Origin of the sequence: Floccifex sp., from assembly GCF_051873495.1 — a bacterium.
Classification (GTDB): Bacteria; Bacillota_I; Bacilli_A; order Erysipelotrichales; family Erysipelotrichaceae; genus Floccifex.
This window is the reverse complement of sequence record NZ_JBJEEX010000025.1, coordinates 1-15,222: the sequence shown is the minus strand read 5'-3', so window position 1 is coordinate 15,222 and position 15,222 is coordinate 1. Positions and strand designations below refer to the sequence as shown.

The window sequence follows — 15,222 nt, the reverse complement described above, 5'->3', positions numbered from 1 at the left end:
TCGCATATTAAAAAGTGAACCTCCTAAGTTGGTCCAACTTATTCAGTTCACTTCAAAAGCCAGGTCCTTTTATTTTGAGTAGAATTTAAAGATTGTTGGTCACCCCTTTTTAATTGATTATTAGCGCTGTATGTGCTAAAATTACATGTACGCTAGGAGGATTACGTGAATTCATATTATCAATCTTTAATGAGTGAAATTAAAAATTTAATGAGTGAATCCAAGTGGTCACAAGCGTATGATCTGATTTGTCAAGAGAATTCAATGCCTTATGTACCGCAAGATGTGCTTGAACAATTAGAAGAATGTCAAAGCGAGTGCAAAAGCCATCTTGATGTTAAAGTCCGGAAGGTGGACGATGACAAGATTATGGAGTGGATTCATGGAACACCGGCTCAACAAGAAAAAGCAGTGAGTGAATTGGTGAACATGAATTTACGAAATTATGTCCAAGAAGTACAGGCTGTATTTGATTCGAATATTCTTGATGAATTTAAAGGGGAATTAATTGAAGCTTTGATGGAACAGAAAATTGATACTCCTTATAAAATTTTAAAAAACGGATTAGAGATTACTTTTATTCCAAGTAGTATCTTAACAACTCAGGAAGATAAAACATTAATCGAAACAAAACAAATCTTTTCTGAATTGTTATCCAATGACAATCCCGCTTTCTATCAGTTCTGCAACCGTTTATTAGAACAAGAAGTGTTGGAAATGCGTCCATTTGATTTTAGTGATTTATCAGCTATTTCGTTAGCAAAATCAATTATTCACTTGGTAATGGAAGCTTTTGGACAATCCGAAGAATTTCTTACTTTCATAAAATTGAAAGGACTTGAGGAAGTAGAAGAACTTCCATTGTTGATTGAAAGACGAGGAGAAAATGATGCAAAGTAGTTGGACATTAAAAGAAAATTCAACTGGTGAATTAGTAGTAACAGTTGAAGGAGATGCTTGGGAAAAAGCACAAAAGAAAGTTTTTAAAGCAGCAAAAAATCAAATCACAATTAAAGGATTCCGTAAAGGACAAGTTCCTGATGCTTTAATTCGTAAACAATTAGGAAATGATTATTTATTTAGTTTAGCAGCTGAAGAAGTTGCGAATGATGCATTACGTGATGGAATTAAAGAACATGATTTAACTTTAGTGGATCGTCCTTTATTAGATATTAAAGAAGCAACAAAAGAAGCTGTCGTATTAAGCTTTACTTGTACAGTTTCACCAGAAGTAACTTTAGGTGATTACAAAGGATTAGATATTCATAAAGCAGAAGTAAATGTAACAGACGAAGATGTTCAAGCTGAATTAGAAGCTTTACAATCTCGTTATGCTGACTGGGTATTAAAAGAAGAAGGACAAACAGCTGAAAACGGTGACCAAGTTGTTATCGATTTCGTTGGTACTAAAGATGGTGTTCCATTCGAAGGTGGAGCTGGTCAAGAATATCCTTTAGAATTAGGATCTAATACATTTATTCCTGGATTTGAAGAACAATTAGTTGGTGTTAAATCAGGAGATGTTAAAGATGTAGTTGTTACTTTCCCTGAAGATTACAACGAAGAAAGCTTAGCTGGTCAAGAAGCTGTATTTAATGTAACAGTTCATGATATTAAAGCTAAAGAATTACCAGAAATCAATGATGAATTAGTTCAACGTTTAAAACAAGAAGGTGTTGAAACAGTTGAACAATATAAAGAAAATAAACGCACTGAATTAGTAAATCGTAAAGAAAAACAAGCAGAAGACGAATTTGAAAATGCATTAATGGATCAAGTTACTGCTAATGCTAAAGTTGAAATTCCAGAAGTAATGATTCAATCAGAAGTTGATCGTATGTATCGTAACTTCGAAAACCAAATGCAAGGTTCTGGATTTACAGCTCAACAATTCTTACAAGCAACAAACCAAACAGAAGCTGATTTAAAAGCTAACATGGTTCCTGAAGCAACTAAGAATGTATTATCTTCATTAGTTTTAGAAGCTATCATCAAACAAGAAAACATTGTAGCTAGTGATGAAGAAGCTGAAGAAGAATACAATAAAATGGCTGAACAATATCAAATGGATGTTGCTCAAATCAAAGCAATTATTTCAATTGACAGCATTAAAGGTGAATTAGAAAGCCGTAAAGCTTTAGACTTGATTAAATCTTCTGTAAAGTAATAAAATAGAATAAACTAAAAAAGGCGCTTAGCGTCTTTTTTAAAAGAAAGGAAGGAATTTTTATGCCAATGCAATATCCTTTAATTTGTACAAGGGGAGTTATCGTATTCCCACAACAAGAAATTGTCATTGACGTGGGAAGAGAAAGTTCTTTAAAAGCCGTTGAAAATGCACAAGACAATTATGAGTCTAAGGTCTTATTATTTTCGCAAAAAGAAATGCAAATTGAAAATCCTACTATCAATGATATCTATGGCGTAGGTACATTATGTGAAATTCGACATGTACGTCGTTTTGATAAATTTTTAAGAATTAAGTTTAGAGGAATTGATCGTGTTGAATTAAAAGCATGGACAGAAGGAACAAAATCAGATATTGGTTCGGTTGAAATTAAAAAGAGTTTTCCACAAGATGCGGTTGAAGAAGAAACTTTAATTCGTATGCTTGCACAATCATTTGAAAATATGACGCAAGTGGAAAAATTATTCCCTAAAGAAATGATGATTGAATTATCAAAGGGAATGGGACCAGATGCTTTGACAGATAAAGCTGTACAAGCGTTTCCTTTAACATTGGATCGTAAACAACAATACTTAGAGACTCTAGGAATTAATGATCGATTAGAAATGTTGCTTGCGGACATTGAAAAAGAAAAAAAGATGTCGGAAGTTGAACAAAAAATCAACGAGACAGTAAAAGAAAGAATTGATCAAAGTCAAAAAGACTATTATTTAAGAGAAAAAATGCATGCCATCAAAGAAGAATTAGGAGATGTCGTGCAACAAGATAAAGACATTGAAAACATTAGAAAACGTTTAGATGAAAATCCTTATCCTGACTATATTAAAGCCAAAGTGAAAGATGAATTATCGCGTTACGAAATGCTTCCAATGGCTAGTGGAGAAACAGGGGTCATTAAAACTTACATCGATTGGTTAATGGATCTTCCTTGGTGGCAAGAAACACAAGATAACGAAGATTTAAATTTAGCACAATCAATTCTAGATGAAGATCATTATGGTTTAGAAAAAGTCAAAGAACGTATTATGGAATATTTGGCTGTTAAACAAATGACAAATTCTTTAAAAGCACCTATTTTATGTTTAGTAGGGCCTCCTGGAGTTGGTAAAACTTCATTGGCTAAAAGTGTAGCCCGTGCTTTAAATCGTAAGTTTGTGAAAATGTCATTAGGTGGTGTTCGTGATGAAGCGGAAATTCGTGGACATCGTAGAACTTATTTAGGAGCTCTTCCTGGAAGAATTATTCAAGGAATGAAAAAAGCAGGAGTAACGAATCCTGTGTTCTTAATTGATGAATTAGATAAGATGGCTAGTGATTATAAAGGAGATCCAAGTTCGGCAATGCTTGAAGTACTGGACCCAGAACAAAATTCATTGTTCTCTGATCACTATATTGAAGAAAGTTATGATTTATCAAAGGTATTATTTATTGCGACGGCAAACTACTTAGATGATATTCCACCTGCATTAAGAGATAGACTTGAAATTATTCAATTATCTAGTTATACGGATGTTGAAAAAATTCATATTGCCAGAGATCATTTGCTTCCTAAACAAATGAAAGAAAATGGATTAAAGGCATCACAATTAAAAGTTAGCGATGACATGCTTCTTTATTTAATTCGTTATTACACACGTGAAGCAGGGGTTCGTCAACTTGAAAGAACAATTGGAACAATTTGCCGTAAGACTGTTTTAGCTATTTTGAAAGATGGTAAAAAATCAATCACTTTAACTAAGAAATTAGTAAAAGAATGGCTAGGAAATGAAAAAGTTGATTATGGTAAAAAAGAAAAGAAAGACCAAGTTGGTACAGTTACTGGTTTAGCTTATACAAACTTTGGTGGTGATATTCTTCAAATTGAAGCACAAAAATTTGAAGGTAAGGGACAACTTATTTTAACGGGACAATTGGGAGATGTTATGAAGGAAAGTGCAAGTATTGCCCTTGACTACATTAAAGCACATGCCAAAGAATTTGGTATTGATCCAAAGTGCTTCGAAAAATTAGATATCCACATCCATGTACCAGAAGGAGCTGTTCCAAAAGATGGGCCAAGTGCTGGAGTTACAATGACAACAGCTTTAGTTTCTTGTTTAAATGGAAAACCAGTAAAAGCTAATTTAGCTATGACAGGTGAAGTAACTCTTCGTGGAAATGTACTTCCAATTGGAGGATTAAAAGAAAAATCATTAGCAGCACATCGTTCTGGAATTGATACGATTTTAATTCCAAAAGATAATGTGAAAGATTTAGATGATATTCCTCAAGAAATCAAAGATTCAATGACATTTATTCCAGTTCAAACTTGTAAACAAGTTTTACAAAACGCATTGGTAGGTTAATATGAATAGCGAATTCGTTACATCATGTGTAAATGCCAGTCAATGGCCAGATACAGATTTACCTGAAATTGTTGTTGTTGGACGAAGTAATGTTGGAAAATCAAGTTTTATCAATGCTTTATGTAATAAAAAGAAATTGGCATATGTTGGAAACACACCTGGAAAAACTCGTTTAATTAATTTCTTTAACATTGATCAAAAATGGATGTTAGTAGATGTACCAGGATATGGTTATGCGAAAATGTCAAAGGCTATGTTGATTCAAATGGGAGAAATGATGGAAGAATATTTCTCACAAAGAAAACAATTAAAGGCCGTTATTTCTTTAGTGGATTCACGACATGATGTGACTAAAGATGATATCGAAATGATTTCTTCTTTGAAAGAAAACAATATTCCTATTATTGTTGTCGCCACTAAAATAGATAAAGTAAGTAAAACAAAGCGTGTAAAAGCGTTAAAGGTGATTTCACAGTCACTACAAATTCCTTTAAAAAATATTTATGGCGTAAGTTCAACAGAAAAAATTGGATTTGAGGAAGTCTTAAATAAAATTTATGAAGTTCTTGAAATATAGAACTTCTTTTTTTATATAAAAATGAAACCGCTTAACTTTTGTGATACTATATATAAAAAAGGAGAATTTTATGAAAAAATATGCATTTGGAGTAGACATTGGTGGTACAACAGTTAAAATTGGTTTTTTTGAGTCTTGTGGAGAATTAAAAGAAGTTTGGGAAATTCCTACACGTACCCAAGATCATGGTAAGAACATTCTTCCTGATATTCAAAAAGCTATCTTAAATAAGTTAGACGAAAATAATATTTCTCTGGATGAAGTTGAAGGAGTTGGAATGGGAATTCCAGGTCCTGTTGGTGAAGATGGAACTGTATTTACTTGTGTAAATTTAGGTTGGTCACAATTTAATGTGGAACAAGAAATGAGTGCCTTATTAAATTGTAAAGTAAAAGCTGGAAATGATGCCAATGTTGCTGCATTAGGTGAAATGTGGCAAGGAGGAGGAAAAGGCTATAAAAATATAGTTATGGTTACTCTTGGAACTGGTGTAGGTGGTGGAATCATCATTGATGGTAAGATTTTATGTGGATGTAACGGAGCTGCCGGTGAAATTGGGCACATTCCAGTTCGTGATGATGAAACGGATGTTTGTGGATGTGGTAAAAAAGGCTGTCTTGAACAATATACATCAGCAAATGGATTAGTACGTGTTACGAAACGTTACTTAGAAGCTCATGATGATGAATCTGTGTTACGTCAAATCGATTCTTTTACAACGAAAGACATTTGTAAAGCAGCTAGTGAAGGGGATGCTGTAGCTAATAAAATGATTGATGAATTAGGTCAAACTTTAGGAAAAGCAACCGCAACCATTGCAGCAGTCGTGAATCCTCAAGCTTTCATTTTTGGTGGAGGACTTGCCAATGCTGGTCATCAAATAATGGATCCAATTCAAAAATACTTTGTTCATTATTGTTTCCCAGCTCAAAAAGAAACACAATTTAAACTTGCTACACTTGGAAATAGTGCTGGTGTTTATGGTGCTGTAAAACAAGTATTAGACTAATAAAAGAGCCATGTCACTTTTTAAGACATGGCTTTTCTTTATGCGATTTTTTCTAATTCATCTTTCCACATTTGACTTGAGGCATCACTTGGCATGCGCCAATCTCCTCTTGGTGAAAAACAAATGCTTCCAACCTTTACTCCATCTGGCATACAATTGCGTTTGAATTGTTGCGTAAAGAAACGATGATAGAAAGTGTGAATTGCTTTTTTAACTGTTTCTTCATCAATGTCTTTAAATGCTTCTTTACAACATTCATAAATCTTTAAAGGTGATTCGTGGAATCGTAGCATATGATATAAGAAGAAATCATGAAGATCATAAGATCCTAATACTTCTTCTGTCTTTTGTTGGATTTTACCATTTTGATCTGGTGGAAGAAGTTCAGGAGATACAGGTGTATCGCAAATATCAAGTAATACATCGCGTAACGATTCTTCTTTTAGAGCATAGCTTTCAACAATATAGCGTACTAGTGTTTTAGGAACAGAAGCATTAACGGCATACATGCTCATGTGATCTCCATTATATGTACACCAACCCAAAGCTAATTCACTCAAATCTCCGGTACCTACAACAATACCATTATATTTATTCGCTAAATCCATTAGTAAATAAGTTCTTTGACGGGCTTGTGAGTTTTCATAAGTAATATCGTGTACATTTTCATCGTGGTGAATGTCTTTAAAATGTTGTTGTACACCAGGAACAATACTAATTTCTTCACTCGATACATGGAGTAAATCCATTAATAATTGGGCATTGTTTTTTGTTCGTTTAGTAGTACCAAAACCAGGCATAGTAATGGCATGGATTCCTGCGTTGTTGTATCCATTCATTTTAAATGCTTCATTACAAACCAATAAAGCTAAAGTTGAATCCAATCCTCCCGAAATACCAATAACTACTTGATTACAATGAATTTTTTTAAGACGAGTGGCAAGTCCTTGAGCTTGAATACTAAGGATTTCCTGGCATCTTTCAATTCGTTGTTGAGATGTATGAGGAACGAAAGGATAAGCATCAAATGTACGTGTACACTGAATAGTATCGTATGCTTTTGATTCATATTCGATTTCAATATAATCTGTTACATTATCTTCCATACTTGTTTTATAGTGAATACGATCGTGTTGTAAGTGTTGAAGATCAATTTCTGAAATAATATATTTTTCATTGAATCCTTGTTTTAATAAAGACCCATTTTCACAGATTAAATTATGACCCGAAAATACTAAATCGCTTGTACTTTCATCACATCCAGCTGATGCATATACATAGGCACTATATGTACGAGCACTTTGATTTTTTACTAAATCGGTACGGTATTGTGTCTTGGCAATAACTTCATTTGAAGCACTTGGATTTACTAAAATATTAGCTCCTGCTAAAGCGTGAGAAGAACTCATTGGAATGGTTACCCATAAATCTTCACAGATTTCGATTCCGATAACGGCGTTACATGTTTTATCTTTGAAAATAATTTTATTAGAGATTGGTACAATTTGATTTCCTAATTGAATCGAATGCGTATCTAATTCTTTACCAGATGAAAACCAACGTTTTTCATAGAATTCATTGTACATAGGAATATAGGTTTTCGCATAGATTCCTAAAATTTGTCCATTGAATAAAAAAGCAGCACAGTTATATAATTTATTCTTTACGACTAGAGGAAGACCTACAACAACTGCCATATTTTTAGGAATTTCATGAGCAAGTTCAATAACAGCTTCTTTTGATTTATTTAATAAAAGTTCTTCATAAAATAAGTCTTGGCATGTGTAGCCACTGATACATAATTCAGGAAAGACAGCCAATTGTGTATCTGAATCCAGACTATTTAGTATATTTAAAATTTCTTTTTTGTTTTCAGAAGGATTTCCGATGGAAACACTAGGAGTGCAACTTGCGACTTTATAAAATTGAAAACGATTCATATTTAACCTCATTTCTGTAGAATAAGTATACACCAATAAAGGCAAAGATTGAATTCAAAGAAATTTAGTGATACTATTTTTATGTGAAAAATTGGAGGAAAATCAAATGAGTAAAAGACCTGTTGTTTTGGTCGTAATGGATGGAATTGGAATCCGTGAAGACAAAAAAAATAATGCCGTTGCATTGGCTAATACACCAACATTGGACAAACTATGGGAAGAATGTCCACATACACAATTAAGAGCACATGGACTTGCGGTAGGGCTTCCTACAGATGGTGACATGGGAAACTCTGAAGTTGGTCACAATGCTTTAGGATGTGGACAAGTATATTCTCAAGGAGCTAAATTAGTTAACGAAAACATTGAATCTAAAGAATTATTTAATTCAAAAACTTGGAAAGAATTAGTTGCGAATGCTCAAAATACAAAAATGCATTTCATTGGATTATTATCTGATGGAAATGTACATTCTCACATCGATCACTTAAAAGCTTTAATTGCGCAAGCTAAAGAAGAAGGTGTTAAAGAAGTACGTGTACATGCTTTATTAGATGGACGTGATGTTCCTGCTACTTCAGCATTACAATATGTAGATGACATCGAAAACTTCATGGCTGGATTAAATGATGATTCATTCCATGCTTGCATCGCATCTGGTGGTGGACGTATGCAAATTACTATGGACCGTTACGAAGCTAACTGGGCTATGGTAGAAGCTGGATGGAAAATCCATGTAATGGGTGAAGGAAGACAATTTGATTCTTGTACACAAGCTATTGAAACTTATAGACAAGAAACAGGTGTTGTTGACCAAGATTTACCTGGATTTGTAATTGCTAAAGATGGAAAACCAGTGGGAACAATTGATGACGGAGATAGTGTTGTATTATTCAACTTCCGTGGAGACCGTGCCCAAGAAATTTCATTAGCATTTGATGGTGATGAAAGCTTTGATAAATTCGATCGTGTTAAAGTACCTAATGTTAAATTTGCTGGTATGTTACAATACGATGCCGATTTACAAATTCCTAAGAACTATTTAACAGAACCACCAAAAATTAAAAATACATTAACAGAAGAATTATGCAAAAACGGAATTCGTGAATATGCAATTAGTGAAACACAAAAATATGGACATGTTACCTATTTCTGGAATGGAAACCGTTCTGAAAAATTTGATGATTCATTAGAAACATATGTTGAAATTCCTAGTGATGTTGTTCCATTTGATCAACGTCCTTGGATGAAAGCCGCTGAAATTACAGATCAATTATGTGAAGCAATTGAAAGTGGAAAATATGATTTCTTACGTACAAATTATCCAAATGGAGACATGGTAGGACATACAGGAAGTTTACCAGCAACTATTATTGGTGTTGAATCAGTTGACTTAGAATTAGCTCGTGTAATCGAATCTGTTAATAAAGTAAATGGAATTTTATTAGTTTGTGCTGACCACGGTAATGCGGATGACGAAAGTAAGACAAGTCATACATTAGCTCCTGTTCCTTTCATTGTTTATGGAGCCGATGTTAAATGTAAACAAGATCCAAGCTTAGGATTATCTAATGTAGCTGCAACTGTAGCAGAATTATTAGAAGTAGAACCAAATCCAAGTTGGAATGAATCAATTATTGAAAAATAATATATTAGAGTGTTGTTCTCAAAAGAGAATGACACTTTTTTTTCTTTTTGAAAAAGATGAAAATATTTTAAGTTACAGATAAGAGTTTTAAAATTAGAAATCAATTGATTAATTAAAATAATGTATTTAAAATTTAAATATAAATATATGAAATAGAGGAAGAGTATATGGCTAAAATCATTAAAGAATGGATCAAGGGAAGTGTTTCTATTGCAGTGGAATCTGGAAGAGATGATATGAATAAAGAAGGTCCTCATGTTCATGTTTATAAAAGAGGACGACGCACAGCTTCAAGAATTCCAGGAAGAAATCGCGATTTAGATGATAGTGATTATAATGATGCAGAAGATCTTTACTATGATCATATATCTGAAATAGAAAGTCTTTGCGATGATATTTTAAAAGGGAAATATGATTCATAGTAGTACAGGAGGAAAAAATTATGAAGATGACAACTAAAAAAGATAATAAAAACAAACTAATTATTCCAGCAGGGCATTTCGCAAGTGATTGGTTTAAATGTTCTAATTGTGGCTATGAAGAACGTAAAAAAATTCATCCGGATCAAACAATCTCAACTTGTTCAAAATGTGGAGGAAGAGCATATCGTCAATAAAATGAAGTGTATTATTTCTTCAAGAGCACAAGTAGCTATTGAAAATGAGTTAAGACGATTTCCAGATACCGAAACAGGTGGCTTGTTGTTAGGGTATTCGGAACCGGGAAAAGATATTCTTATCTTAGAAGCAACCGATAGTGGCTATCAAAATGTAATCCATGAAGTAAGCTGTTTTCAGTATGATTTTGCGTATGAACAACATGTATGTAACGTTTTAAGTCAACTCTATCAACCAGAACTACAACTCATTGGACTTTGGCATAAACATAATGCGGTACATGATGTTATTAATCCTTTTTCTAAAGCGGATGAAAATATGCATCAGCAACTTATGGAAAATGAATGTCCATGTGTTTCTATTTTATTTGAAAAAACAAAAGAACCAAATTATAAGACAAGTGTTTATTTGTTGTCAAAAGATGGAAATCATCAAAATATTACAGAATGCACTGTTTGGAAAAAATAGGTGAATTTGAATATATAAGGATGTTATAAGCTTTGACTTATGTCATCCTTTTTTCTATACTTTGATTATATGTTCTTATTTGAGAAATGGAGAGATAAATAATGTTAGAAGAATTTAAAAAAGTTAATAATAGCCGTCAACAAAGAAAATATTTAGATAAAGTAGCGGCTAAATATCGAAAAGAAGAGATGAATGATAATATCGCTAATGAAGTTTTAGAACTACATGAATACTTAGAAAAAAATCATTTCTATAAATTATATGAAGGATATTTTGAAGATCTTGTTCAAGAAGCTAAAACATATAAACAAGAACAAGAAAATGAACAATTAATATCTCAATTCAATGAAAATCAAAAGAAAGAATATGATGAAATTATTTCTATTGCCTTTGATTATGATAAACCAATTGAATGTCTTTATTTAGATGAAAAAGGAAATGAAGTAAGTTCAATTTTAATTCAAAGTAAAAATTTACCAGATGAACAATTATTAAAAAAATCGCATACTCAAGTTGAATATGCGATTATACAAGCTATTTTAAATCATGGTTCCATTCATTTGAAAAAAGGAATACGAACATTGAAGAAATTTAAATCACTTTCCTAAGCAGAAATTAGTGAATAGAGTGTCGATTAAATCTTCACGATGCACTTCACCTAAAATTTCTTTTAAATGATCATGAGCTTGTTGAATATCAATTTCAATTAAGTCTGGTTCAACTTGCATTAACATCGCATCATAAGCTCGATTCATATCTTCCTTGGCTTGTTGAAGAAGACCAATTTGTCTTTCATTTGATAAAATTGGATCTTCTTTCAATATGTCTTTTTCATATAAATCCTTAATCGCATCAAATAAAGGTTGAATATCTTTGTTTTTAGCACTGATACAAATACCATCATGGCAAGCTAAATCTGCTTTATTATAGACAATAATTCTTTGTTTGTCTTTTGTCATTTCAAGTAAAGCCTCATCTTCACTATCCAATGGTTTACTTCCATCAAATAATAAAATCACAAGTTGTGCTTCTTTTAATTTTTCTTGACTCTTTTCAATTCCAATTTTTTCGATTTTATCACTAGCTTCACGAATACCAGCTGTATCAATCAAATTTAATTGTAGAGAACCAATATGAATTTGTCCTTCAACAATATCACGTGTTGTTCCCGCAATATCCGTAACAATGGCTTTGTCTTCTTCTAATAAAGCATTTAATAAAGAACTTTTTCCAACATTTGGTTTTCCAATAATAACAGTATCAATACCACGTTTATAAATTTGTCCTGTTTGTGCTTTTTGTAAGATGACATCAATTTCTTTAAGCCATTGCTTGGTTTTAGGAATTAAATCTTGTGTTGTTAGTTGTTCGATATCTTCATATTCAGGATAATCAATGTTTACTTCAATTTGAGCAATGATATCCATAATACCATCAATTAGCGGTTGTAATAATTTTTTAACACTTCCTCTAATTCCATAAATTGCCATATTAGCAGCTACATCATTACTAGCTTCAATCATATCTTGGACAGCTTCAGCTTGTGATAAATCGATACGTCCATGATAGAAAGCACGCTGCGAAAATTCACCTGGTTTTGCTAATACAGCACCTTTAGAAAGCACAAGAGCAAGAATTTTACGTGTGATGTATGTACCTCCATGACAGTTGATTTCAACGATGTCTTCGCGTGTATATGTTTTAGGTGCTCTAAAAACAGAGACTAATACTTCATCAACGGGTTTATCTTGATCCATTATAAAGCCATAGTGAATGGTATGACTTTTCGCATTTATTATATTGCCACTAAATATTTTTTGAACGATTTCAATAGCTTGATCTCCACTTACACGTACAATTGAAATAGCTCCATCTTGTAGTGCCGTAGAAATGGCTGCAATAGTTTTTTCAAACATATTCTTGACTCCCTTCGTCATTTTATTTTAACATAAACAAGATAGGAAGTGAAAATTATGCTTGAATTTAATACAGAAGACATTGATTTAATTGTTGAAGCTTTTTCAAAAGATTTAGTGTTAGCTTTTCCAACAGATACAGTATATGGAGTAGGAGTAAAACTAGGATTAGATAATTTGAAGCATTTGAAATCTGTAAAAAACAGAGTCGAAACAAAACCGATTCCGGTAATGTGTGCGAATTTAGAACAAATTGAATCCATTGCGGTTGTGAGCGAACAAACCAAGAAGATTGTTCAAAACTTTTTGCCTGGTGCATTAACATTGATTTTACCAGTTAAAAATCTTCCTAAAGAATATACCAATGGTATGGATACAATTGCTATTCGTATTCCCGATGAACCATTTGTTTTACAAGTAATTGATAAATTAAAGAGTCCTTTATTTGTTACGAGTGCAAATCAATCAGGAAATCAAACATCTTTAACATATGAAGATGCTAAAAGGGAATTACCTGCACTAGATGGAATAGTATATGGAACTTGTAAGGCACTACAAGCTAGTACAATTTTAGATTGTACAAATCTTAAAGTATTAAGACAAGGGCCTATTACCTTAGAACAAATTAAATCTGTTTTATAAAAAAAGAAGAAAGTTAAAATCAAATTGATTTAGCTTTCTTCTTTTTCGATAGCACTATCAATAAACCCTTCTTCTAGTTTTTGATAATCATTTGGATTTCCATTTCCATACCATACCATATATCCTTCATAACCAGCTTTATTGATTCCCTTAATTTGTTCTTGGATATCGTTTGTAGAACAAGAATATCCTTGAATCCATGTTCGATATACACACGAAGACTCGATTTTATCTAATTGACGCATTGCGATGCTAGAAAACTTATATAGTGTTTCCATTGGCTCAAGCGTTGGTTCTTCAATTCCCATTGAACCTTGGGAAAAGTGATCTAAATATGGCATTGGACTAATAACATCTACAACACTTGCCATGGCAGGGAGGAACTGTCCAATATCTTGATCATCCTCGGCAACCACTGGCCAGGCAAAGATGTCAGCACCAACATAAACTTGTTGATCCATTAAGGAGAGCTTGGCATACATCAAAAATCCTTGTAAAGCACTAACTTTGCTTTCATTGTATTTGTTTTTAAAGTCAATGGCTTCATCTAAAGTGCTTTGAAGCATTCCATCTGGAAAACGAACATAGTCAAACTGAATTTCATTCACATTGCATTGAGCAACTTCTTTGGCGATATCTACTATATACATCCATGTTTCTCTTGAATAAGCAGATGGCCAATATGAATTGTTGTGAAGAAGTAAATTTCCTTTTTTATCTGTTAAAGCAGCGCTTTTATCATTCATCGCAAATAAATTGTCTTTGAAAGCAACAATGCGACCAATCATGTAATAACCTTCATCTTGAAATTCTTTAAATAATTTACTTAATTCATTTTTGCTGACGATGGCATTATCACATACAGAATTGTTTTTTGACATGTATTGATCAGGAACATCGGATTTATACCAAAGATATCCCTCATCACCTTTTAATTCAACGCAATAAGAATTAATAGAAGTTGTTTTGTTTAAATTAAGAAAATAATCTTTATAATTTACTAAATTATTTAAAGAAACATGTAAACAATTAAGATCGGTTCGAATGGGATTATCTTCATAAGAAATTTTGGCAAATGGCTTGTAATCGACTTGATCGATATATGCATTTTTGGAGTATTTATCTCCATAAAATTGATCCCAGTATGTTGAATAAACGATGGAACTTGAATACGATTTTTCAAGTGCTGCTTTATTTGTTTCAACATAATGTCCATTTAACCAATATGTTTTATCGTTTTTTTCAACTTTATACCAATTGACTACACCAGTATCAAGATTTAAATCTTGACCAGAAACATCAACAACTTTAACTTGTTCTCCTTTTTCTACGATGGCGTTACTTAATTTTCCGTTTTTGGATGAATATAAATTCACAAGTCTTCTAGGATAGACATAATCCGTTTTGACACATTCATCTAAGGAATCAGCTAAGTATTTATTATCAATAGAAAATTCTTTTCCTTGATAACGAATCATACTTGAGTTAGAGTTTGCACTGCTTTCACGAACTTCTACTGAAGTTCCACGAGGAAGGGTTAAAACGTTTTCAACGATTTCACCGTTTTCTTTATAAGGAATCTTGATGTTGATGGTATTTTCATCAATTTTTATGTATTTAGTTGGATGAAGAAACTCCGATAAACGGAAGCAACCCAGAATTCCTAAAAGGACGATGCAACACGTGAGAATGGCAACTAAGGTGAAACGCCCCCACATAATATTCTTTTTTCTCATAATTGCATACTATCATATCAAAAACAAATTTGTCAATTTTTGCACTAAACGGTGCTTTTATACGCGAATAAAGTTAAATCATGTTATAACCCGAGTTTTACAGTTGTAGTGCTCTTGAAAACAAAAGTTAGTATTT

The 15,222-nt window shown here is 32.6% G+C and carries 14 protein-coding genes; 11 read left to right on the top strand and 3 right to left on the bottom strand.

The genetic code is table 11. The features are described 5' to 3' along the window. Nucleotides 1–165 precede the first annotated feature (165 nt). The 5 genes from ACI313_RS01650 (at nucleotide 166) to ACI313_RS01630 (ending at nucleotide 6,119) form a co-directional block, all read left to right on the top strand. On the top strand, nucleotides 166–900 hold the full coding sequence (locus ACI313_RS01650) for a DUF3196 family protein (protein ID WP_439755127.1): 735 nt from the start codon (nucleotides 166–168) through the stop codon (nucleotides 898–900). Beyond that, nucleotides 887–2,167, top strand: a complete 1,281-nt coding sequence (tig, locus tag ACI313_RS01645) for a trigger factor (protein ID WP_439755126.1) — start codon at nucleotides 887–889, stop codon at nucleotides 2,165–2,167. Before ACI313_RS01650 ends, tig begins: the two co-directional genes overlap by 14 nt. A gap of 62 nt (nucleotides 2,168–2,229) precedes the next feature. After that, entirely contained in the window at nucleotides 2,230–4,533 is a 2,304-nt protein-coding gene (gene lon / locus ACI313_RS01640; protein ID WP_320607603.1) for an endopeptidase La, read from the top strand. A 1-nt stretch (nucleotide 4,534) separates the two neighbouring features. Then, nucleotides 4,535–5,110 carry a ribosome biogenesis GTP-binding protein YihA/YsxC gene (gene yihA, locus ACI313_RS01635; protein WP_320607604.1) on the top strand — a complete coding sequence of 192 codons (576 nt, stop codon included), beginning with the start codon at nucleotides 4,535–4,537 and terminating at the stop codon, nucleotides 5,108–5,110. Nucleotides 5,111–5,180: 70 nt separating this feature from the next. Continuing rightward, nucleotides 5,181–6,119, top strand: a complete 939-nt coding sequence (locus tag ACI313_RS01630) for an ROK family glucokinase (RefSeq protein ID WP_320607605.1) — start codon at nucleotides 5,181–5,183, stop codon at nucleotides 6,117–6,119. Nucleotides 6,120–6,157: 38 nt separating this feature from the next. Here ACI313_RS01630 and ACI313_RS01625 read toward each other — a convergent pair whose 3' ends face one another. Beyond that, nucleotides 6,158–8,059, bottom strand: a complete 1,902-nt coding sequence (locus ACI313_RS01625) for an NAD(+) synthase (RefSeq protein ID WP_320607606.1) — start codon at nucleotides 8,057–8,059, stop codon at nucleotides 6,158–6,160. A 106-nt stretch (nucleotides 8,060–8,165) separates the two neighbouring features. Here ACI313_RS01625 and gpmI point away from each other — a divergent pair, with 106 nt between their 5' ends. The 5 genes from gpmI (at nucleotide 8,166) to ACI313_RS01600 (ending at nucleotide 11,400) form a co-directional block, all read left to right on the top strand. Beyond that, on the top strand, nucleotides 8,166–9,707 hold the full coding sequence (gene gpmI, locus ACI313_RS01620; RefSeq protein ID WP_320607607.1) for a 2,3-bisphosphoglycerate-independent phosphoglycerate mutase: 1,542 nt from the start codon (nucleotides 8,166–8,168) through the stop codon (nucleotides 9,705–9,707). Between the two features lie 167 nt (nucleotides 9,708–9,874). Next, nucleotides 9,875–10,129, top strand: a complete 255-nt coding sequence (locus ACI313_RS01615; RefSeq protein WP_439755125.1) for a hypothetical protein — start codon at nucleotides 9,875–9,877, stop codon at nucleotides 10,127–10,129. 20 nt (nucleotides 10,130–10,149) lie between these two features. Beyond that, the gene (locus ACI313_RS01610) at nucleotides 10,150–10,323 is read left to right on the top strand and encodes a hypothetical protein (RefSeq protein ID WP_320608891.1); all 174 of its coding nucleotides are present in this window, start codon (nucleotides 10,150–10,152) and stop codon (nucleotides 10,321–10,323) included. Nucleotide 10,324: 1 nt separating this feature from the next. Continuing rightward, entirely contained in the window at nucleotides 10,325–10,792 is a 468-nt protein-coding gene (locus tag ACI313_RS01605; protein ID WP_320608892.1) for a hypothetical protein, read from the top strand. 101 nt (nucleotides 10,793–10,893) lie between these two features. Next, complete coding sequence (locus tag ACI313_RS01600) at nucleotides 10,894–11,400, top strand: hypothetical protein (protein ID WP_320608893.1); 507 nt, start codon at nucleotides 10,894–10,896, stop codon at nucleotides 11,398–11,400. Here ACI313_RS01600 and mnmE read toward each other — a convergent pair. Further along, nucleotides 11,389–12,708 (bottom strand): tRNA uridine-5-carboxymethylaminomethyl(34) synthesis GTPase MnmE, encoded by a 1,320-nt coding sequence (gene mnmE / locus ACI313_RS01595; protein WP_320608894.1) that lies wholly within the window; start codon nucleotides 12,706–12,708, stop codon nucleotides 11,389–11,391. The two genes, ACI313_RS01600 and mnmE, sit on opposite strands and share 12 nt — an antisense overlap. Before the next feature lie 57 nt (nucleotides 12,709–12,765). On the opposite strand from mnmE, the gene ACI313_RS01590 reads away from it, so the two are divergent. Next, nucleotides 12,766–13,350, top strand: coding sequence for an L-threonylcarbamoyladenylate synthase (locus ACI313_RS01590; RefSeq protein ID WP_439755124.1), 585 nt, complete (start codon nucleotides 12,766–12,768; stop codon nucleotides 13,348–13,350). 29 nt (nucleotides 13,351–13,379) lie between these two features. Here ACI313_RS01590 and ACI313_RS01585 read toward each other — a convergent pair whose 3' ends face one another. Next, complete coding sequence (locus tag ACI313_RS01585; RefSeq protein WP_439755123.1) at nucleotides 13,380–15,086, bottom strand: putative glycoside hydrolase; 1,707 nt, start codon at nucleotides 15,084–15,086, stop codon at nucleotides 13,380–13,382. Nucleotides 15,087–15,222: the final 136 nt, after the last annotated feature.